Genomic DNA, 20,841 nt, shown 5'->3' on the forward strand with positions numbered 1-20,841 from the left:
CGCCTCCTATCAGCGATGACCAGCCAAAACGCGACGAGGCTAACATTGGCCAGACCATTACTGCAAGGAGGTCGCAACTGGGGATGCCTGGCAAGAGGGCGCTCCGGCGGCGGTGGGGGGATATCAGCGGCCGGTCCGGGCGGGTTTCCGCCCGGTAACGACCCGTTCAGCTCCGGCCGGGGTGGAGAACCGGGTTGAGCGGCGAGGTGGGGATCTCGCCCACCGCGGTTCCGGGCATCCAGGTCCGCAGGTCGTTCCGCTGGGGGTCGTTGGCGGGCTCGGCGACGGTGATCCGGGCGTCCACGTAGATGACGGTCATCACGCGGCGCGGGGACGCCGCCCGGTTGGCCGAGGCCCGGTGGAAGGTCCAGCCCAGGTGGAAGCTCACGTCGCCCAGGCCGTACGGTGTCTCCACCAGCGGCAGGTCCGCGTCGGCCAGCGCCCGCTGGACCGCCCGCTCCGAGTCGTCGCCGATCGGCAGGTCCCGGCCGAACGCGAAGCGGTGGCTGCCGGCCGCGAACGCCAGCGGTCCCATCTCGGCCGGGGTGTCCTGGAGGGGCACCCACGCGGTGACGGCGCGGTCGGTCGACAGCGGCCAGTAGTACTGGTCCGCGTGCCAGGGGGTGATACCGCCGCCGGGCTCCTTGTACAGGGCCTGGTCGTGGTAGAGCCGCACGGCGTCCACGCCCAGCAGGTCGGCGGCGGTCCCGGCCAGGCGCGGCGAGAAGACGAACTCCCTCACCCGCTCGCTGTGCCGCCACAGATTGGTGACCTGGAGGAACGCCTTGCCGTAGGTGTCGCGTTCGGCGAGCGGGAGGTGCTGGGTGTTCAGCTCGATCACCTTCGCGGTGATCTCGGGTTCGTACGCCTCGACGGTGGCGGGCGCGAGGAGGCCGGGCAGCGTGACGAAGCCGTGCTCGTCGAAGTGCCGCCGGGATGCGCCGCTGAGGGCGTGGGGCCGCTGGAGGTCCCGTTCCGTGGTGGTCATGGACACAGCGTGGGCGCCGGGCGGGCGACGGGCCACGCCTGTGATGGCGCGATACCGGTACTCCCTTGCCCCGAACGCGGTGCCGGGGCCCCGGAGCGGGGCATCACCGTAGGATGCGAGCCTCCTTCGAGCACATCGTCCCCACGCCCGCGATGTCCTGGAAGCTGTGGGTGCGCAGCGAGCCGCGGTTCTCCTTCCACTGGCACTTCCACCCCGAGTACGAGCTGACCCTGATCACCGGAGGCACGGGCACCCGCGTGGTCGGCGACAGCGTCCAGGACTACGGTCCCGGCGATCTGACGCTGATCGGCCCCGACGTGCCCCACACGTACGCGTCGTCGCCGGGGCAGGCGGCGAACGAGGCGGTCGTGGTGCAGTTCCGGCGGGACTTCCTCGGCGGCGAGCTCTTCGCCCGGCCGGAGTTCGCCGCGGTGAGCACGCTGCTGGAGCGGGCCTCGCGCGGCGTCCGCTTCCCTCGTGGGACCGGCCCCTCCCCGGGAGGGGAACCATTGCCGGAGGCCCCGTCCACCGCCGCGCTCATCGGCCTCCCGCCGGCCGAGCGCACGCTGGGGCTCCTGCGGATCCTGGTCGCCCTGGCCGGGCGCGACGACCACCGGTTCCTCGCCGGCGCCGGGTACAGCCCGGCACCGGGCCGGGCCGCCGGGCAGCGCATCGACGCGATGATGCGGCTGCTGCACACCGGCTACACCCGCCCCATCGGCCTGGAGGAGGTGGCCGAGGCCGCCGGTATGGCGCCCAGCTCCGCCAGCCGGTTCTTCCGCCGCACCACCGGCACCACCCTCACCGCCTACCTGAACGCGCTCCGGGTGCGCGCGGCCTGCCACCTGCTGGCGGCCACCGACCGGCGCGTCGCGGACATCGCCGCCGACTGCGGCTACGCCAACCTCGCCAACTTCAACCGGCGCTTCCGCGAGGTGACGGGCATGGCACCGCGCGAGTACCGGGCCCGGCTGCGGCGTCCGTGAGCCCCGTCCGTCCCACGGCCCAGCCGTCTGCCGCCCGGCTGCCCGGCCGCCCTGTGTCCGGGGCTGTGCCCCGGCCTGGCCAGGGGCGCGGGGAACTGCGCGACCAGCCACGACTGGGGGTACCTCCCACGCCCTTCAGGCAGGGGGGACGGCACGTTGCCACCGGCCCAAAGGGGCAGTCCCTGTCGTCTCCGGACCACCGGCAGGTGGTGGTTGCTCGCGCAGTTCCCCGCGCCCCTTGAACTGGGGTGTTGCAACGACCACTAGAACCGAAGCTTTCAGGGTGGGGCTCCGCCCCGATTGCCACGACGAGTCATGCGGCCAACCGGTGCGATGGGGCGGCCGGGCGGCAGGGCCCGGCTCAGCCCGCCGGGATCTCCACCACCTCGGAGATGTCCACCGGCCGCCCGTGGGCGAACGCCTCGTTGGCGGCGAGGCCCGTGGCCAGCGCCAGTGCGCCGTCCACGGCCGTCGCGTGGTCGATCCCGGGCACCGGCGCGGCCGGGTCCACGGGGCCGAACAGGGTGTCCAGCATGCGTGCGTCGCCACCGCCGTGCCCCGCGTGGTCGAACTCCGGAATCGGCACCTCGTAGGGCGGCTGCCACAGCGGGCGGACGGTGATGGTCGCGCCCCCGGCGTACGCGGAGGCGGTGTCTCCGTGCACCGAGCCCTTCGCCGAGTCCACCCGGGTCGCGGGCGGCTGCCACCTGCTCTCGACCACGTCCAGTTCGAGCCTGCCGCCGGTGCCGTTGAACACCACCCGGTAGCCCTCGCCGGGGGAGTAGGCGTGCAGGTGGTAGCTCATGGTCGCGCCCGTGGCGTAGCGGACCACCAGGGCCATGTCGTCCTCGATGGTGATGCCGTCGCCGAAGACGTTGCGGTCCCGCAGGTAGCCGTCCTCGGCCTCCGCGTCCAGGTACAGCGACCGCAGGCCGGGGTTGTCGGCGAGGTGCAGCGCGAACGGGTCGTCGGCCGCCTCGGGCGCCCCGTGGGCGCGCTCGTACTCGCGCCGGTAGCCGCTGCGGGTGCCGGCCTCGCGACCGTAGAAGTCCAGCTTCCCGTAGCCGAAGACCTGCTCGGGCCGGGCGCCGAGCCACCAGTTGACGAGGTCGAAGTGGTGGCCCGACTTGTGCACCATCAGACCGCCGCTGTTGGCCTTCTCGCGGTGCCAGCGCCGGAAGTAGTCGGCGCCGTGCCGCACGTCCAGGTCCCATTCGAAGTGCACCGAGCGGATGTCGCCGATCACGCCCTCCGAGAGCTGGCGCCACACCAGCTCGTGCACCGGGTTGAAGCGGTAGTTGAACGCCACCGACAGGTCGCCGCCGGTGCGTTCCACCGTCTGAAGGATACGGCGGCAGCGCTTGGCGTCGACCGTCATCGGCTTCTCGGTCACGACCCGGCAGCCGGCCTCAAGAGCGGCGACGATGTACTGGTCGTGGGTGGAGTCCATGGTGGTGACCAGGACCTGTTCGATGCCCTCCGCGGCGAGCATCCGCGAGAAATCCTCGGCGGACTCGGCGACCCAGGCGCTGGGCTCCGGCTCTCCCGCCTCGGTCAGCATGCGCCGGTGGTGGGCGATGCGCACGGGGTTGCGGTCGCACAGCGCGGCCACGGTCAGGTGGGGGCGCCGCGCGAACCCCTCCGTGAAGGTCTGCGCGCGGTGGCCCGTTCCCACGATGGCCACGCGGGACGGGTGACGGTCAGCGGTCATGAATGGCTCCCTCGATAGGCACGGCAGTCGGGCAAAAGGGTGTTTCCGTTCGGTGCTCGGCACCGGCCGCCTGCCGCGCGGCGCGCCGGTACCCGCTCGGTGCCTGCCCCGTCGCCCGCCGGAACACCCGGGCGAAGTGCTGCCCGGAGCCGAAGCCGACCTCGATGCCGATGCCGGTGATCGGCAGGTCGCCTGTCGCCAGCAGGTGCTTGGCACGCTCGATGCGGCGCCGGAGCAGGTAGCGGTGCGGGGGCAGGCCGACCTGGGAGGTGAACAGCGAGGCCAGGTAGGCCGGTGCGAGATCCACCAGCGCGCCGAGGTCCCGCAGCGTCCAGTTGTGCGCGTACTCCCGGTCCAGCAGGGCCCGGACGCGGGCCACGGACGGGTGGGTGGCCAGTCTCGGCGCCGCGCCGCCGGGCACCAGCAGCCGGGCGGCTTCCAGGACCAGCCGGTCGACGGCCAGTACCAGGCCGGCACCGGAGAACTCCCGGGCGACGGTGAGTTCCTGGATGAGCTGGTCGAAGGCCCCGGCCAGCGGCAGCGAGCCGATCCGGCGGACCACCTCCGGCGCCCGGTGCCAGTGCGCCTTCAGCTCGGGATGGCGCTGAAGGACGCGTTCCACGGCGATGCCCGCGAACGAGAAGTGGGTGCCCGTGGCCGTCCGCTCCGCCATGTGGTGGACCACCCCGGGCGCCACCGCCAGTAGGCCGCCCGGCCCGACCCGGTGGCTCCGCCCTCCGGCGTACCACCGGCTCATCCCGTGCAGTTGCAGGTAGAACTCCCACACCGGGTGGGTGTGCCGGGGGATCAGGAAGCGCACGGGCGCCCACTGCTCGCCCGCGTGCCACAGCCCGCTCCGTGCCGCGTCGCCCACCTCGGCGTGGAACCCGGCCCGCAGACCGGCCGGCCGGGTCACGGCGCCGCCGGACAGCGCCCGGGTCGCCTCGGTCATCCGCGCAGCTCACCCCCGACCTGAGCTTCGTCCACGAACACCTGGTGTGCGGGCACGCCACCGGGGCGCGCCCCGCCTACCGTCGCGGTCATGGAACCCCATCCCGAGCACGCCCACCTGCTTCCCGGCGGCGAGGACATCGCCCGGTACCGGGAAGACGGCTACTGGATCTCCCCGGTGATCCTCTCCGACGAGGTGCTGGACGCCGCGGAACGAGGCATGGCCCGCTTCTACGCCGGGGACGTGGACCACGACACGGCCGGGGTCCCGGACCCGCCGCCGCCCGAGGGCCTGCGCAAGCACGACTACGCCTCCCTGCGGGTGGACGAGCTGGCGCGGCTCGTCACCGCCCCCGTGATCGCCCGGACCGCCGCCCTGCTGTCCGGGGCCGCGACCATCCGGCTCTGGCACGACCAGCTGCTCTACAAGCCCGCGGATTCGCCGGGCGCCCCGGCCAACGTCGGCTGGCACACGGACCGCCAGTACTGGCGGTCGTGCACCAGCGACGCGATGCTGACGGCCTGGATCGGCTTCCACGACGTCGACGAGGACGGCGGCGCGGTCCGCTTCATGGCCGGCAGCCACCGCTGGGAGGTGTCGGGCCTCGACTTCTACTCCCAGGACCTCGACGCGCTCCAGGCCCACCTGGCGGCGCAGGGCCACCGCCTCGACATCCGCCCGGCCCGCATGCGGCGCGGCCAGGTCAGCTTCCACCACTGCCGCACCGTGCACGGCTCCGGTCCCAACCGGGGCACGGCACCCCGCCGTTCGATCGCCGTCCACCTCCAGCCCGGCGACAACCGCTGGCGGGCGCGGACCGGACCCGACGGCCGTCCGGTGCGGCACGGCAACGACGACCTGGTCCGGGCGGCGGAGGACGGCGCCCCCGACTACGCCGACCCGCTGATCTGCCCCCGGCTCTGGCCGCCCGTGGACCGCTGAGCCGTGGCAACCGCGGCGGGCCCGCCCGCCCGTCATCCGCGCCCCGCACCGGGCGCGTCCGCCAACGGGGCGCCGGGCGGCAGGGCCTCCACCGGCCCGTCGCCCGAGGCGCGCACCGCCCGGCCGTCCACCGCCGCCTCCCACCCGGACGCGTCCACGCGGACGTCCACCTGGTGCCCCCGGTAGCCGATGCCGGTCAGCGACACCTCGCCGGGCAGCCCGGGGCGCGGCAGCAGCGCCAGGCCGCCGTCCGGTCCCGGACGCAGGCCCGCGAGCCCGACCAGCAGGGCCTCGGCCCCGGTCAGGCCCGCGACGACGTTCGCGCGGCGGCCGGTCGGCTGCGCCCCGGGCCGGTCGCAGTAGTGGTCCTGCGGGTAGTACGGGAAGTGGTCGCCCATCCACAGCACCCGGGACAGCACGTCCCAGGCGAGTGCCGACTCGCCACGCTCCCAGAGGGTGAGTGCCAGCTGCGGCGTCTCGCCCGTGTAGGCCCCGCCGCCCGACCAGTCGACGTCGCCGAGCTCGTAGTGGCGGCCGTCCTCGGCCGAGACGCTGCTGACGCCGTAGCGGCCCAGGAACGCCCCGTCCCGCAGGTGCCGGAGCAGCTCGCGCGCCATCGCAGGGGTGCACGCGCCGGCGCGCAGCGCGTCGAAGGCCTGCACCGAGTAGACCGTCTCGTCGTGCCCGCCGGGGTGGCGGCTGCGGAACCATCCGGCCCGCGGGTCCCACAGCTCCTCGGCCACGGCACGCCGGATCAGGTCCGCCTCCCGGCGCAGCCCGTCCGCGGGCAGCGCGGCGCCGGTGGCCGCCGCGAGGTCGGCGAGGGTGTCGAGGCTCGCCGCGCGCTCGGCGTTGGGGCTGGCCACCACGTGCTCCCAGCCGGTGGAGCGCATCTCCAGCAGGTTCTCGTGGCCGCCGTAGTCGCGCAGCACGCCGCGCGCCGGGAAGCGGTCGGACAGCGCCGCCTCGACCTGGTGCAGCCGGCCGACCAGGTGCGGGGAGAGGCCCGTGTGGCAGGCCGCGGCGGCCGCCAGGCAGATCAGGGACCAGCCGCTGTAGGCGTAGGCGACACCCACCCCGGTGCCGTCCGGGGCGATCGCGTAGTGCTCGGTGAGGTCCGCCTTCACCATCGCCTCCACCAGGTCGACGACGCCGTCGCCGAGCATCAGGGCGAGGGTGTGCGGGGCGTAGCCGCCGGTGTCCCAGGCGTAGGCGCACAGCGCGCCGCCGTCGATCCCGGAGGTCGCGACGAACGGCACCGTGGCGAACGAAGGGTTGTCCCAGAGGCTGACCAGGCCGCTGGCGAGCGAGCGGCGGTAGTAGCCGTCGAGCCCGGGAACGTCGGTGCGCAGCACCGGCACCCGTGCCAGAGCGCGTTCGACGCGGGCCCGCATCCGCTGCTCGGCGTGCTCGGCCCACTGCCGCGGCGTGCCGGGTGCCGCGGTCTCCCCGACCCGGACGGCGAGCACGAACTCGGCCCCCGCGCCGGCCGGGACCACCTTTTCCCGGTCCTCGACGGCCATGTCGAGCGCCTCCGGGGACCCGGCGGACGGCTCGGGCGGCATCCAGCCCCACAGGCCGAGCGGAACCTGCCCCGCACGCCCGGACAGCTCCGGCAGCAGCCGCACCGGCACCGGCGCGTCACCGCGGTTGTGGACCCGCACCCGCAGCGCGTAGCCGGCCTGCCCGTGCAGCGGAGTCAGCGTGCTGGACACCCGCAGCGAGACGAGCTCCCCCTCCGTGCGCCGGTGGTACGTGCCGTGCCGCTCGATGCCGTCGAGCCGCCAGGTGCCACCGGACAGCAGCAGCCCGCGGGCGCCCATCCCGGCGGGTCCCGCGTCCGGGATGCGCCGCCCGGCCACCTCGAACCCGATGCCGAGCCGGGTGCCGGGAGCGGCGTAGGGGGGTGCGAAGAACCCGGCCACCGAGCAGACGGTGCCCGGCTCGGGCGAGACCGTGCTCCATCCGCTGGTCGTCCAGAGCGGTCCGGCGACCGCGCGGCGCAGGTCGAAGTCGAAGTCGTTGAGTGCGTAACGGGTCACGGATGATCCTTTGCAACTCGGCGAGCGGGACGGTGGGATGCTCCCCGGCCGTCGGGGCGGCGGGGGAGGCCTTCGGCACGTCGGTGGGCCGAAGGCCCCGGGGCACCGCGGGCGGGGGGTCGCGCGGCTGCCCGCGGGGAGCCCGGACGCCGCCGGTCACTGCTTGACCGCCCCTGCCAGGCCGTTGACGAAGTACCGCTGCAACAGCAGGAAGACGACGATGATCGGGATCAGGGTGATCACCGAGCCCGCGCACAGCAGCGTCCAGTCGGTGGAGTTCTGGCCGAGGAAGGAGTACATGCCGACCGAGAGCGTGTGCAGGTCGGGCCGGGACAGGGTGAAGACCAGCGGGATGAAGAAGCTGTTCCAGGCGCTGATGCAGGTGAACAGGCCCACGGTGGCGAGCATCGGCCCGGACAGCGGGAGCATCACCCGCCAGAACGTCTGGTGGAAGCCGGCGCCGTCCACCCTGGCGGCGTCCTCCAGCTCCCGGTCCATGGTCGAGAAGTAGCCCATGAACAGGAACGTCGCGAAGACCAGGCCGCTGGAGGACTGGACGATGATCACCGACCAGAGCGAGTTCAGCAGGCCGAGCCGGCGGATGATGTCGAAGATCGGGATGATGGTGTACCCGTGCGGCAGGAACATCGTCACCGAGATCAGCCCGATGGCGATCCGCCGCCCGGGGAACCGGGTCCGGGCGAGCACGTACCCGGCCATCGAGGTGGCGGCCAGCGTCACCACCACCGTGCCGCCCGCGATGAGCACCGTGTTGAGGAAGAAGCGGCCGAACGACGCCTCGCTCCACGCCGCGGCGTAGTTGCCCGGGTGCACGTCCTTCGGTATCGGGTCGAGTCCCTGCGAGAAGAACCCGTCGGGGCTCTTGAGGGAGCTGCCGAGCGTCCACAGGAACGGGAAGAGCCAGAGCAGGCCGCACACCAGCAGCACCAGATGGGTCGGTCCCATGCGCAGCCCCCGGCGGAACGCGCCGCGGCGGACCGGGCCGCGGCGGGGGGCGGAGATCAAGGCCATGGACACGGCTCCTTCACGCGCGCCCCGCGGCGCGGCGCTTGGCGATCGAACGGAAGATGAGCACCTGGAGGACCGAGAACACGATGAGCATCAGGCCGTAGAAGAAGGAGGCGGCCGAGGCGAGGCCCACGTTCGGCTCCACCGCGGCGGCCGAGTTGCCCCCGAAGGCCAGGTGGTAGATGTAGGTGTTGACGACCTCGGTGCCGAAGTAGGGCCCGCCGTCGGTGAGCACCTGGACCAGGTCGAAGATCTGGAACGACCCGATGAAGGCCAGGATCACGATCATCACGCCCACCGAGCGCAGCATGGGCACGGTGATGTGCACGAACGCCCGCACCCGGCCCGCCCCGTCGATCTTCGCGGCCTCGTTGATCTCCTCGGGGATGGTCTGCAACCCGGCCAGGAAGTAGACGAGGTTGTAGCCCAGGGTCTGCCAGATGCCGACGAGGATGATGATCCCGAGCGCGATGTGCGGGTTGCCCAGCCAGTCCACCGGGGCGTGGATGATGTGCGCGTCGAGCAGCCAGCCGTTGAGCGAGTCGCCGAAGTTGGACAGCATCAGCTGGACCACCACGCCGACGACGGCGGGGGAGGTGACCACCGGCAGGAAGAACAGCGTGCGGTAGAACGACGAGAAGCGCAGCTTCTTGTTGTTCAGCACCAGCGCGAGCACCAGCGCGAGGACCAGCTGCACGGGGACCACGACGATCGCGTAGACGAACGTGTGGGCGACGGCGTTCCAGAAGATGTGGTCGTGCGCGATCTGCCGGAAGTTGGCGAGGCCCACGAAGTCGGACGGGTCGCCGATGCCGTTCCACTGGTAGAACGTGTACACCAGGGAGCCCACGATCGGGTACACCACGAAGGTGAGCACCAGCACCATGAGGGGGGCCAGGTACAGGTAGCTCCACCGTGCAGCGCGTATGCGCTGCCATGGGCCGGGATTCTTGGCTCTTTGCGGGAGCGCGCGGCCCGGCGGTGCGGTGGCGCCCGGTGGGCGCGCGGTGTCGATGAGGTGCATTCATCCCCTCCTGTCGCTCGGTGACGACGTGGCGGTTTCGTCGTGGCCGTTCGCGCAGTTCCCCGCGCCCCTATCGGGGCGCAGCCCCGGCTTGAAAGGGGCGCGGGGAACTGCGCGAGCAACCCACCACCGGCCGGTGGTCCGGAGACGGCAGAAACTGCCCCTTTGGGACGGTGACGACGTGACGTCCCCCACTGCCTGAAGGGCGTGGGAGGTACCCCCAGTCGTGGCTGGTCGCTCCCCCACTGCCTTGAGGGCGTGGGAGGTGCCCCCACCCCGCGCCCCTGGGTAGTCCGGGGCGCAGCCCCGCCTTTGAGGGGCGCCGGGGAACGGCGCAGCGGTCAAGCCGGCTTGCCCGGCTTGTTCCGGTACGGCTTCGTCGGGTCCCAGTCGGAGAACACCCAGTCGGAGAGACTCACCTTGGCCCCCTGGGCCTGAGCCTTTTTCACGGCCGAAGCCAGCGCAGCGTTCCTGCGGTCCTCCAGCGCGCTCAGCGCGTCCCCCATGTTGCCCACCTGGCCGGTGTAGAGGCCCGCCACCACGTCCGGCAGGTCCGGTTTGACGGCGGGCAGGACGACCTTGGAGACATCGGGGTTGCGGATCGCCGGCACCGGCCACGGCAGGGCCCACTTGCGGGTGTCCACGAACGCCTGGAACCGCTCGTCCTTGATCTTCGCCTTCTGGTTGGCCTCCGGGAAGATCGAGAGGCCCTGCCCCGCCTCGACCCAGCGCTGCCCGGCCTCCGGGCTGTGCAGCCAGTTGAACCACTCCCAGCTGGCGTCGGCCTCGTGGGTGTCCTTGGCGATCCCCCACACCCGGCCGCCGGGCGGGTAGTAGAAGAACGCCTTGGGCTTCTCGGTCGGCGAGGGCAGCGTGGTGAGGCTGTAGTCGGTGAACTTGTGCTCCGTCCACGTCGCCTGATTCCACACACCGCCGACCGTCATCGCGAACTTGCCGCGCTCGAAGAACGCGCGGGCCTGTTCGTCCGACACGCTCATCGCGCTCGGATAGACGTAGCCCTTCTTCTTCCACTCAAGGAGCAGCGAGAGGAAGTCGGCGTAGTTGCGGTCGCTGCCGAACGTCCACTTCCCGACGCGGTAGTCGGGGCCGTCGGTGCCGTAGCCGGCGGGGGATCCGGCGCCCCGCACGAACAGCTCGATCCACCAGGTCAACGTCGCGTTCTGGGCGTTGCCGAAGCCGAGGCCGTACGCCTTGCCGCCCGTCTTCTTCGTCACCGCCTCCGCCGCGCGGGTGACGTCGTCCCACGTCCGCGGTATCGCCACGCTGCCGTCGGCGTTGACCAGGCCCGCCTCCTTGAAGAGGCCGTTGTGGATGTAGAGCTGCACCCAGGGGGCGTTGCCGCCGAAGGGCGCGCTGTAGATCTTGTCCTCGGCCATGTCGACGCCGTTGAAGAAGCTGTCCGCGGGGAACCGCGAGCGCCACGTGTCGGTGGCCCACTGGTCCAGCGGGTGCAGCCAGCCCTTGCTCACCTGGTCGGGGAAGGTCGGGGTGGCGGGGACCATGAGGATGTCCGGGGTGTCGCCGCCGCGGAAGGCCAGGTTGACCAGGTCGGGGTACTTGTCGCTGACCTGGACGCTCCGGTCGATCCTGATCTTCGGGTGGCGCTTCTGGAAGAGCTCGATCTCGGACTTGATCCAGGGCTCCTGGCTGACGTACCAGTCCCAGTGCTTGACGGTGCGGGTGCCGGGCGGGGCGTCGCCGCCGGAGGAGGTGCTGCACGCGGTGAGCCCCCCGCCCACGGCCGCGGCGCCGAACGCCGCGGCCGAGGCGGACAGGAACCCGCGCCTGCTGAGAGTGCGGGACATGGTGTCTACGCTCCGTTTCTGAGCGAGGCGTCGTCGACCAGCAGGTCGGCGGTGCCGGACGAGGTACTGACCCACCATTCGGCGTGGTCGACGGCCTTGGCGGCCGTGACCCGCACGGGTGTCGGGGACTGCACGTGCGTCCACCCGGTCGTGGACACCGTCCCCTGGGCGAGCGGGACGGTCAGGGAGGTGCCGTCCGTGTAGGTGAGCTTGAGCTGGAGCTTCGCGACGGTGGAGGCGCCGGACGGAAGCTTGACGTAGGCGTCGCTGGTGTAGGTCTGGCCCGAGGCGACCTGCACGCCCTCGGCCGGGCCCTGCCACTCCGCGGTGCGCCCGACGGACCGGATCGCGGTGTCACCGGTGTGCGGGTTCGCCGTGTCGGCCTTCACCGTGCTGGGCGCGAAGCCGTACCAGCCGTTCGGGCCCTGTTCCGCGCCGCCGTTGCCGAGCAGGTCGGTGTCGTCGGACGAGGTGCCGTCGGCGACCACGGTGACGGTCTTGCCGGTGTTGCCCGGCATCGACACGTGCACCTTCTCGGTGGCGCCGTTCGCGGTGACCGTGACGGTGTAGTCGCCGAGGAAGCCGCGCGTGGTGGAGCTGCCGTCGGCGTCGGTGGTGGCGGAGGCGTCGGTCCACCACTGGTTTCTGACCAGGTCCTCCCAGGCCTGCCCGTTGGGCTTGGCGGACCAGTCGGCACGGAAGAGCGCCACCTGCGGGTTCCAGATGTTCTTCTCCCAGATGCCCCAGGTGCCGACCCCGGTGATCTGGGGGACGCTGTACGCCAGGGTGAGGAAGTCGCGGGTGTAGTCGGCCTGGAGCTGCTCGTCGGGTGTGGCGACGTCGAACTCCGTCACGGCCATCGGCAGCCCGAGGGCGCCGAACTTGTCGAAGAGCTTCAGCAGGTCGTCGGGCGGGGTGAGCTGGAGCCCGCTGAAGTGGCTCTGGAAGCCGATGCCGCCGATCGGGGCGCCGTCGGACTTGACCTTCTGGATCAGGTTGTAGTCGAAGTTCTGGTGCCGCGTGTTCCAGCCGTTGTCCTCGATGAGGTCGTAGTCGTTGAGGACGAGGTCGGCCTTGCGGTCCGCCAGCCGCGCCACGTCGAACCAGTGGCTGGTCCTGCCGGTGCCCAGGACGTCGGTGACGTCGTGCTCGGAGTACGGCTCGTTGACCACGTTCCACCCGTCGACCGAGCCGGCCAGGTTGGACACCTCGTCGGTGATGTGGCTGTCGACGGCCTGCCCGAGCGCCGCCGGATCGCCCTTGAGCGCCACGATGTCCGGCGGGATGTTGCCGTTGCTGAACGACCCCCACATCAGGTGGGCGCCGCGCGTGTACGCCTTGCCCTGGCCCCGGATCGCCTTCATCGCGGGCAGGGTGACGTTGTTCTTCTCCGTGGCGTTCGCCCAGTGGTTCCACTGGAGGTTGGTGCCGAAGCTGACCTCGTTGAAGTCGTCCTGCACCTTCTGGCGGTACATCTGGCCGTCGGAGGTGTTCTGGTTCATCGTGGCCGGGTCCACGGCCGTGCCGAAGTCGAACGCCTGCTTCTGCATCTCGACCTTCACCGAGGCGCCGGAGACCGGCTTGCCCGCGGCGTCGACGACGTTCACCTTCAGGTCGCCCTTGCGGTACTGGTCGATCCGCTGCGCCGCGGCAGCGCGCCAGGCGGCGTCGGACTCGCGGCCCGCGTAGGTCGCCCTGGGCCAGCCCGCGGGGTCGCCCGACCCGTAGTCGAGCACGGACAGGCCGGCGATCTGGAAGGTCTGCGCCCCGTAGCCGAGCCAGAAGTTCACATGCGCCTCGCCGGGGGCGTAACCCTCGGCCATGCGGAACGGAAAGGTGAACTTCTGCCAGGCCGAGCCGAACCTCAGGGCGGCGTTCGCCGATTTCCTGAACGTGGTGCCGTCGCGTTCGACGACGAACGAGGCGTGGGAGGAGTCGTCGACCGGGGTGATCGAACGCGCCCAGAACGTGGCCACCATGGCGTCGTTCGCGTTCACCGCGGCGCCGGTGGGGGCGCCGAGGGTCATCTGGTACTCGCCGTCCAGGCCCGTGCTCGACGGGCTCGCGGTGGTCCTGATCTGAAGTGCCCGGTCGAAGTCCGGATTGCCGGAGACCGGTACGACCTGCGCCGTCGGTGCAGGGGCGCCCTTGAACTCGGTGAAGGCGGCCAGCGGGTCCGCCGGCATGACCTCGAAGGGGGCGGCTGCCTCGGCCGCCGCCGGAGCGGCGTGGGCGGAGAAGGCGGCAAGGAGGAGAAGGGCTAGTGGTGCACCTGACTTTCTGACGAGCTTTCTCTGTCTTGGTCTCACTGTGCCGACCCTTTCGGGACTCGATGTGTGCGCGGCGCCCTGATGCACCGTGCTGCGGCTCCGTTCCTGAGAACCCAGGTACGACAGGAGATTCCCGGATCGTTTGCGAGCTCAAATCCTGAGCGCTCGGGCTCGGGTGATCGGCTCGACTTCGCGGCTCGCGTGGGATGGTGAGCGCATTGGAGGGCGAGATTTCAGAGAGCGAGAGCGAACTAAGTGAATGAGAACGCGAACAAGGACGTTGACAAGTACGTGAACAAGAGCCGTGGACAAAGAGCGTGGACGAAGAGCGCGGCGAAAGAGCGTGACGTCGAATGCGCCGGACTTTTGAAAGGACCCGGTCACGTGCTCCGAGAGGGCCCGGTGCTGGCCCTGGCGATCAGTTCCGTGGGCAGTACGACGCGTTCGTGCGGGGGCCCTGCCGCCCCGCCCCCGGGCGTGCCGGCAGCGGGCTCCACCAGGTCGAGCAGCATCCGTGCCGCGCGCTTGCCCATCTCCACGAACGGCTGGCGGACGGTGGTCAGCGACGGCCGCACGTGCGACGCCGCCTCGATGTCGTCGAACCCGACGACGGCGATGTCCTCCGGCACCCGCAGGCCGTGCTGCGCGACCTCGTCGAGCACGATGAACGCGGCCGGGTCGTTGAAGGCGAAGAACGCCGTGGGCCGCTCTGCCTGAGGCAGTTCGAGCAGCTCGGCGGTGCGGCCCCGGATCAGCTCCTCGTGCATCCCGGTCTCCACGTCCAGCTTCGGATCCGGAGCGATCCCCGCCTCGGCGAGGGTGTCGCGGCAGCCGCGCAGCCGCTCGTGGAACCCGGGGAACCGCAACGGGCCGAGCACGCACGCGATCCGCCGGTGCCCGAGCGACAGCAGGTGCCGCGCCGCGGCCACACCCCCGGCGAAGTTGTCCGCCTCCACCGAGGGCAGGTCCACCTCCTCGGCCAGGGTGTTGATCAGGACGGTGGGCAGCCCGTCGCGGTGCAACTGCTCCAGGGGGGCGAGCGGGTGGTCGCCCGTGACGACGAGCAGGCCGGCGGAGAGCCCCGAGCCGAGCACCCGGTCGATGACGCCGTCGTAGCCCCGGTCGTTGGTGGCCGTGTACAGCAGCATCTCGTACTTGCTCTGCTCGATGATGCTGGCGACCCCGTAGTTGATCGGCGCGACCATCCGCCAGGTCAGGCCGGGGACAACCATGCCGATCAGCCGCGTGTTGCCTTTCGCGAGCGCGGTCGCGGCGAAACTCGGCACGTAGTTGTGGCGCTCCATGACGGCCAGGACCCGGCGCCGGGTGGCGGGGTCGACCCGCGGGCTGTCGTTGAGCACCAGCGAGACGGTGGATTTCGAAAGCCCGGAAAGCCGCGCGATATCACGGATCGTCAATTTCCCCATTGCCCGGTCCCCGATCAGTCGGCGGTGCTCATCGGACGGTTAGGACGGCCTTGTGTGGACTGGTCCAACGCGGGCCACAAGTGGTCCGTTGGACCGATCCAACGCTGTGCACGGAAGTTAACGTTGGACTGGTCCACCGTCAATGCGTCTGACCGATTCAGTTGCGAACGGGGCGGATCCGGAGGCCGGTTCGGCAGGGCGAGGGGGGTACTCTCCTCTGCCACGCGAGCCTGCCGCGCGGCGGCGAGCCCTCTCCGGCGGCTCCCGGACCGCCTTCCCTCAGGGCTTCCCCCAGGGCTTCGTGAGCGCCTCTTCGAGGCTTCTTCCGGCCATCGGGCGGTGGATACCCACTCGTCCTGTTTCCGCCTCCGAACGGCTCTGTCCTGCCGGGACTCGTCAAGCTGTAAGCTCCAGGACGCCCCCCATTCGTCCTCGTGTCACCGAAAGCGATCAGCCTCAGGGCCGTGTTGAACATCAAGGGCTGCCGTCTGCTCGGGCTTGCAGGGTCGGCGGTGCTGGCGCTCGGGAGCATCGGAGGCGCGGGGGCGCTGCCGGTCCAGGACGTGATGCGACCGTCCGCCGAGCACCCGGCCCTCGGCCTGTTCCTCTCGTACTTCGGCCTCGTCCTCCTCATAGGGGCCTGGTGGTGCCTGGGCCGGCTGGTCTCAGGGGGCGCCGGGGCCCGGCCGACGCCGCGGGAGCTGCAGTTCACACTCGTCATCTGGGGCGTGCCGCTGGTGCTCGCGCCACCGCTGTTCAGCAGGGACATCTACAGCTACCTCGCGCAGGGCGCCATGGTGAACGCCCACATGGACGTCTACTCCATGGGCCCCGACCACCTGGGCGGCCCGCTCGTCGCGAACGTCGAGCCGATGTGGCGCGCCAGCCCGGCGCCGTACGGCCCGGTGTTCCTCGGACTCGCGCGGCTGCTGGAGCCGGGCGGGCTGCTGGGCATGCGGATACTCGCGCTGGTCGGAGTCGCCCTGATGGTGGTCTTCCTGCCGGTGCTGGCCAGGCGGTGCGGCGTCGACCCCTCCGCGGCGATCTGGCTCGGCGGGCTCAACCCGCTGGTGCTCCAGCACCTGATAGGGGGCGCGCACAACGACGCGGTGATGCTCGGACTGCTCGGCGCCGGACTGCTGGCCGCACTCAGCGGCAGCCGCCGCGGCGCCCCGGACGGCGGGGGGCTCGAAGAGCCCGGGAGCGCCTGGGGACTTGCGAGGCCCAGGGTGCCCGCGGGCTTCTGGCGGTTCGGGAACGCCTGGAGGCTCCGCAGACCTGGCGAGCCGGGGAAGCAGGACGCCCCCCGCACGCAGGGCTACACCGTCGGATGGCCCGTCGCCGCCGCCGTCCTCGTGACGCTCGCCGCACTCGTCAAGGCGCCCGCGGCGCTGGGCCTGGTGGCCGTCGGCTCCCTGTGGTCGGCGCGCCTGACGGGCCGCTGGAGGGCGGTGCGTGCGGTCCTCGCGACCACCGCCGTGGCGCTGCTGGTGACCGCCGTGGTGACCGCGCTGACCGGTACCGGCTACGGCTGGATATCGGCCCTCGGCACCCCCGTCAGCGCCCACAACTGGGCACCCATGGCCGCCCTCGGACGGGTCACCGGCCGGATGCTGGCCGACGCGGGAAGCAGTCTCGCCCCGCTGGTGGTCGACTTCTGGAGGATGGTGGGCCTGGGCGCCACCGCGGTGATCGCGGCCCTCGCCTGGTGGCACCGGGCCCGGCTCGGCTCGGTGTACGCGCTCGGGGTCAGCCTCGCGGCCGCTGCCGTGCTCGCCCCCGCGATACGCCCCTGGTACATGCTGTGGGGGCTGTTCCTGATAGCCGCCGCGGCGCCACCCGGCCGGACCCGGCGCTGGACCGCGGCCGCCAGCGGCGTCCTCGCCCTCGTCGTGCTCCCCAGCGGCTCCGCCGCCGACGCCACGCAACTGAAGATAGCCGTGGCCGGCGGCGCACTCGCCGCGCTGGCCGCCCTCTGCCTGCTCGGCCTGGACATGCGGGCACGCAGCGTGCACACCGCATCATGAGGGCCATCGGAGCCCTGACCGTCAGGGCCGTGCGGCGCTGGCCGGTGCCCTCGGTGCTCCTGCTGATCTGCGCGACCGCCCTGTTCACGGCCACCGTCCCGCTCTTCCGCGACTGGTTCGACCTGTACGTGTACTGGGGAACCGTGCACTCCTGGGTCTGGCACGGCGGGCAGATCTACGACTTCGTGATCCCGGGCACGCAGTACGGGTTCACCTACCCGCCCTTCGCCGCCGTCTGCATGCTGCCGCTGGCCCTGATGAGCAGCCCCGTCGCCGTGTGCGCGATCCTCGTGCTGAACGTCGCCGCCTCCGCGTTCATCGTGCGGACGCTGCTCGGCCGGATGACCGACTGGACCGGCTACGCCGTCGTGGCCTGCCTGTTCATCCTGCTGGAACCGGTGCGCGACACGTTCAGCTTCGGCCAGGTCAACCTGGTGCTGCTCGCCCTGGTGCTGGGCGACTCGCGCCTCGGCCGCTTCTCGGGCGTGGCCACCGGTGTCGCCGCCGCGTTCAAGCTCACCCCCGCGCTGTTCATCCTCTACCTGGCGCTGACCGGACGGCGCCGCCAGGCGGGGATCGCCGGGGCCACCGCCCTGGCCGCCACGGCCCTCGGCTGGCTGCTCGCGCCCGGCCCCTCCCGGCGCTACTGGGGCCACGAGCTGTGGAACACCCACCGCGTCGGCGTGCCCGCCTATGTGTCGAACCAGTCCCTGCGCGGAGTCCTCGCCCGGCTGGGCGACCCCGGCGGCGGCATCGTGTGGGCGCTGGCGGTCCTCGCGGTCCTCTGCGCCTGGGCCGTCCTCGTGCGCCGCACCGACCAGCGCACCGGCATCGCCCTCACCGGCGTCGCGGCCTGCCTGATCAGCCCGGTCACATGGGTCCACCACCTGGTCTGGCTGCTGCCCGCGCTCGCGCTGCTCATCCGGTCGGGCCGGCGCACCGCGAGCGTCATCGCCTACGTCATGCTGTGCAGCAGCATCGTGTGGATCTGGCGCTTCGACGCCTCGGGCCCCCTCGGCTTCATCGGCTCCAACGCCTACGTGTGGCTGGCGGTGTGGTTCCTGGTCACGCTGCCGCGCCTGGCGGCCCCGGACCCTGGCCCGGCGGGCCGGCCACTACAGTTCACCCCATGACAGGCCTCCCCTCGCCACCGCCCGCGGCCCCGCCGGACGGCGGTGGCGGCGGCGCCGTGCCCACGGCCGTGCGGTTCAGCACCAGGGGCCTGGCGGGTCTGTCGGAGAGCCGCCGCATCGAGCTGTGGGAAGCGCACAACGCCGCCTCCCTGGTGGGGCTGCGCTGCCGCACCCTCGCCGGCACGTCGCTGGAGGCGAGCGAGACCAACCTCCAGCTGCCCCGGCTGCACCTGGCCCACGTGGAGGGGAACTCCCACGTGGTGGAGCGGACCGCGGACGTCGTCCGGGCCTCGCCCACCGACTCCGTCGCCCTGTACTTCACCCTCGTCGGCGAGGCGTTCTTCTACCACGACGAGGGGGTGCGTACCGTCCGCCCGGGTCAGCTGCTGCTCTGCGACGTCGACCGGCCCTTCATGCGCGGCTTCTCCCAGGGCCTGGAAGAGCTGGCCGTCAAGATTCCCAAGTCGGTGTTCGGCGAGATATCGGACCGGACGGTGCCCACCGCCCCCGTCGTCCTCGACTTCGACGGATCCCCGCACGTGAACCTCTACGCCCAGGCACTCGCGCGTGCGGTCGCCCGGTCCGTCGGGCCGCGCGGGAACGGCGGCGGCCGGCCCGACGAGGACGCCCTGCTCGACCTGGTCGCCACCCTTCTGGAGCCGGCCAACCGCTCGGCGGCCTCGCACTACGCGGCCGCCGAGGCGTACATCCGGCAGAGGCTGCGGTCCCACGACCTGTCGGCGGCGCGCATCGCCCGGGGCATCGGGGTCAGCGAGCGGCACCTCTCCCGGATCTTCGCCGAGGAGGGCACCAGCGTGCCCCGCTACATCCAGCAGCGCCGCGTCGAACTGGCCGAGCGGATGCTCCGGGCACCGTCGCTCTCCTCCGAGCCGGTGGAGCGGATCGCGCTGCGCTGCGGATTCACCTCCGTGGGCCACTTCTCCCGGGTCTACCGCGAGCACACCGGCACGCCCCCGGGCGCGGGACGGCGCCGGACCCGCGGCGAAGGCTCAGGGCCGTGCTGACCTGCCGCGGGCACGCCCCGGCCGCTCGCGCAGTTCTCCGCTCCCTTTCCATGGCCCGGTTCGGTGGTCTGCTGCGGGCACGCTGTGGCTTCTCGCGCAGTTCCCCGCGCCTCTCTCGGGATAAACAGCGCTTCCAGCCCCTCACGTACGCGCCGCAGAAGCTCCACATCGACCGGCGCCGCCGGCCTCGGGTTGGGGCCCGCAGCCTTCTGTCGAACTCGCTTCGGGAGGCCGTTCTCGGTCAGCTCGTACGTGGGCGGCGCAAGCTCACACCAGACCACCCGCCCGACGTTGGTGCGGTAAGAACTCCACCGCGAGCACAGCGACGTCACCGCGTCCGCCCACGTCGGCGGCTGGTCATGGCGGTCGGCTACCTCGACAACGACCCCGGTCTCCAGCAGCACCAGGCGCACGCGGATGAGCGCGAGGTCAGTCAGCTCCGTCCAGCGCGGGGACGGTTCAGGCACGCCCGTCAGCGTCACGGCCTGCGAGATCAGCTCGAAGAGCACGACTTCGCCGTTGGTGCCCAGCTCGTCGCGCTGCCAGTCCGTCAGGGTGTGGCGCAGGAACATCACACCGATGTTGACCGCCGTGGACGTCGCGGCCAAGGTGAGATCGACTATGGCCTTGGGGCAGGGTCGCTCATTCATCGACCGCGGGGCCGGGATGGCCGGCCGGTTCAGCTGCTCCGGCCGTGAGCGCAGGTCGTCTGCTACCACCGTCATGGGGAACGTCTCCTTCAATGACCATTCCAGCCGTGCTGCTCGCTCGCTGTTTGATCTGTCCGGCCAGCCGCACCAGCCGCAACGCGAAGGTGAGTTGGTCCTCGCGGGAGATGTCGTAGCTCAGCAGACCTGCGACGAACTGGCCAGCGTCGGTGTTGATGTCCTTGAGCTGCTGGACGATCGCCATGCTCAAGTCGCGCCGATCCACTACGCACTGTCCGGTGTCAGCACACAGGCGTTGGCGACGCGCTCCAGGCGTTCGACCATGTGGTCGCGCAGAAGCTGATGGCCCGACAGGTGATCCAGAGACGGCACAACGACGTGCCGTGCTTCGGCACGCTTGAGTTCGGCAACCAGCTCCTCGAACGCCGAGCGTGAACCTTCCTGACACTCGAAGAACGTTGTCGCATAACAGAAGCCCTCGGCCTCGGCGAAGCGCTCCATCTCGGAAAGCGCGTGGTCGAGTTCGCTGTCGGATACTTCGTCAGGCGAGCGCATGTAGCCGTAGATCAAGGGCTTCACGGTCATCTCCGATGTTGGATGACCGGACCGGCGACGGGCACAGGGCTCACCGCCGCCGGTCCGGCCGACTTGGGTGGCGACTCCTCAGAGGGCGAGGTTGTGCTCCGCGAGCACCGCTCGCTCGCACGGGACAGGCGCACACGGCGCACAGGCCGCGGTCGTCGGCGTGCTCGTTCAGAACCACGGTGGCGAGCTGGTGGAGCGCGTCGATT

At 71.5% G+C, this 20,841-nt stretch carries 17 protein-coding genes; 5 read left to right on the forward strand and 12 right to left on the reverse strand.

Going from position 1 to position 20,841, the window contains the following annotated elements; genetic code table 11:
* Positions 1 to 166: 166 nt before the first annotated feature.
* The gene (locus tag Sm713_RS33530; RefSeq protein WP_212913714.1) at positions 167 to 988 is read right to left on the reverse strand and encodes a phytanoyl-CoA dioxygenase family protein; all 822 of its coding nucleotides are present in this window, start codon (positions 986 to 988) and stop codon (positions 167 to 169) included.
* 113 nt (positions 989 to 1,101) lie between these two features.
* Between Sm713_RS33530 and Sm713_RS33535 the strand changes: the two genes are divergently transcribed.
* Positions 1,102 to 1,974: an AraC family transcriptional regulator gene (locus tag Sm713_RS33535; RefSeq protein ID WP_212913715.1), complete on the forward strand. Its 873-nt coding sequence runs from the start codon at positions 1,102 to 1,104 to the stop codon at positions 1,972 to 1,974.
* A gap of 361 nt (positions 1,975 to 2,335) precedes the next feature.
* Here Sm713_RS33535 and Sm713_RS33540 read toward each other — a convergent pair whose 3' ends face one another.
* Positions 2,336 to 3,685, reverse strand: a complete 1,350-nt coding sequence (locus Sm713_RS33540) for a Gfo/Idh/MocA family protein (RefSeq protein WP_212913716.1) — start codon at positions 3,683 to 3,685, stop codon at positions 2,336 to 2,338.
* Complete coding sequence (locus Sm713_RS33545) at positions 3,675 to 4,637, reverse strand: AraC family transcriptional regulator (RefSeq protein WP_212913717.1); 963 nt, start codon at positions 4,635 to 4,637, stop codon at positions 3,675 to 3,677. The genes Sm713_RS33540 and Sm713_RS33545 overlap by 11 nt, the downstream gene beginning before the upstream one ends.
* A gap of 90 nt (positions 4,638 to 4,727) precedes the next feature.
* On the opposite strand from Sm713_RS33545, the gene Sm713_RS33550 reads away from it, so the two are divergent.
* Positions 4,728 to 5,579, forward strand: a complete 852-nt coding sequence (locus Sm713_RS33550) for a phytanoyl-CoA dioxygenase family protein (RefSeq protein WP_212913718.1) — start codon at positions 4,728 to 4,730, stop codon at positions 5,577 to 5,579.
* 32 nt (positions 5,580 to 5,611) lie between these two features.
* Here the strand turns inward: Sm713_RS33550 and Sm713_RS33555 are convergent, their stop codons facing one another.
* The 6 genes from Sm713_RS33555 to Sm713_RS33580 form a co-directional block, all read right to left on the reverse strand.
* Entirely contained in the window at positions 5,612 to 7,621 is a 2,010-nt protein-coding gene (locus tag Sm713_RS33555; protein ID WP_212913719.1) for a hypothetical protein, read from the reverse strand.
* A 156-nt stretch (positions 7,622 to 7,777) separates the two neighbouring features.
* Entirely contained in the window at positions 7,778 to 8,653 is an 876-nt protein-coding gene (locus Sm713_RS33560) for a carbohydrate ABC transporter permease (RefSeq protein WP_212913720.1), read from the reverse strand.
* A gap of 13 nt (positions 8,654 to 8,666) precedes the next feature.
* Positions 8,667 to 9,674 carry a carbohydrate ABC transporter permease gene (locus tag Sm713_RS33565; protein ID WP_212913721.1) on the reverse strand — a complete coding sequence of 336 codons (1,008 nt, stop codon included), beginning with the start codon at positions 9,672 to 9,674 and terminating at the stop codon, positions 8,667 to 8,669.
* A 341-nt stretch (positions 9,675 to 10,015) separates the two neighbouring features.
* Positions 10,016 to 11,500 carry an ABC transporter substrate-binding protein gene (locus tag Sm713_RS33570; protein WP_212913722.1) on the reverse strand — a complete coding sequence of 495 codons (1,485 nt, stop codon included), beginning with the start codon at positions 11,498 to 11,500 and terminating at the stop codon, positions 10,016 to 10,018.
* A 5-nt stretch (positions 11,501 to 11,505) separates the two neighbouring features.
* Positions 11,506 to 13,686, reverse strand: a complete 2,181-nt coding sequence (locus Sm713_RS33575; RefSeq protein WP_212913723.1) for an endo-1,4-beta-xylanase — start codon at positions 13,684 to 13,686, stop codon at positions 11,506 to 11,508.
* Positions 13,687 to 14,150: 464 nt separating this feature from the next.
* A complete protein-coding gene (locus Sm713_RS33580) occupies positions 14,151 to 15,197 on the reverse strand; it encodes a LacI family DNA-binding transcriptional regulator (RefSeq protein WP_283249838.1) in 1,047 nt (348 codons plus the stop codon).
* 464 nt (positions 15,198 to 15,661) lie between these two features.
* Here Sm713_RS33580 and mptB point away from each other — a divergent pair, with 464 nt between their 5' ends.
* Genes mptB through Sm713_RS33595 form a run of 3 tightly spaced genes read left to right on the forward strand, consistent with a single transcriptional unit; the run spans position 15,662 to position 19,382 of the window.
* Complete coding sequence (gene mptB / locus Sm713_RS33585) at positions 15,662 to 17,224, forward strand: polyprenol phosphomannose-dependent alpha 1,6 mannosyltransferase MptB (protein WP_212913725.1); 1,563 nt, start codon at positions 15,662 to 15,664, stop codon at positions 17,222 to 17,224.
* The gene (locus Sm713_RS33590) at positions 17,221 to 18,357 is read left to right on the forward strand and encodes a glycosyltransferase 87 family protein (protein ID WP_212913726.1); all 1,137 of its coding nucleotides are present in this window, start codon (positions 17,221 to 17,223) and stop codon (positions 18,355 to 18,357) included. The genes mptB and Sm713_RS33590 overlap by 4 nt, the downstream gene beginning before the upstream one ends.
* Entirely contained in the window at positions 18,354 to 19,382 is a 1,029-nt protein-coding gene (locus Sm713_RS33595) for a helix-turn-helix domain-containing protein (protein ID WP_212913727.1), read from the forward strand. Before Sm713_RS33590 ends, Sm713_RS33595 begins: the two co-directional genes overlap by 4 nt.
* Here Sm713_RS33595 and Sm713_RS33600 read toward each other — a convergent pair.
* Genes Sm713_RS33600 through Sm713_RS33610 form a run of 3 tightly spaced genes read right to left on the reverse strand, consistent with a single transcriptional unit; the run spans position 19,307 to position 20,635 of the window.
* Entirely contained in the window at positions 19,307 to 20,107 is an 801-nt protein-coding gene (locus Sm713_RS33600) for a hypothetical protein (RefSeq protein ID WP_212913728.1), read from the reverse strand. The two genes, Sm713_RS33595 and Sm713_RS33600, sit on opposite strands and share 76 nt — an antisense overlap.
* Entirely contained in the window at positions 20,025 to 20,294 is a 270-nt protein-coding gene (locus tag Sm713_RS33605; RefSeq protein WP_212915025.1) for a hypothetical protein, read from the reverse strand. Before Sm713_RS33605 ends, Sm713_RS33600 begins: the two co-directional genes overlap by 83 nt.
* 20 nt (positions 20,295 to 20,314) lie before the next feature.
* Positions 20,315 to 20,635 (reverse strand): recombinase family protein, encoded by a 321-nt coding sequence (locus tag Sm713_RS33610; RefSeq protein WP_249416870.1) that lies wholly within the window; start codon positions 20,633 to 20,635, stop codon positions 20,315 to 20,317.
* Positions 20,636 to 20,841: the final 206 nt, after the last annotated feature.

Origin of the sequence: Streptomyces sp. TS71-3 (genome assembly GCF_018327685.1) — a bacterium.
Lineage (GTDB): Bacteria > Actinomycetota > Actinomycetes > Streptomycetales > Streptomycetaceae > Streptomyces.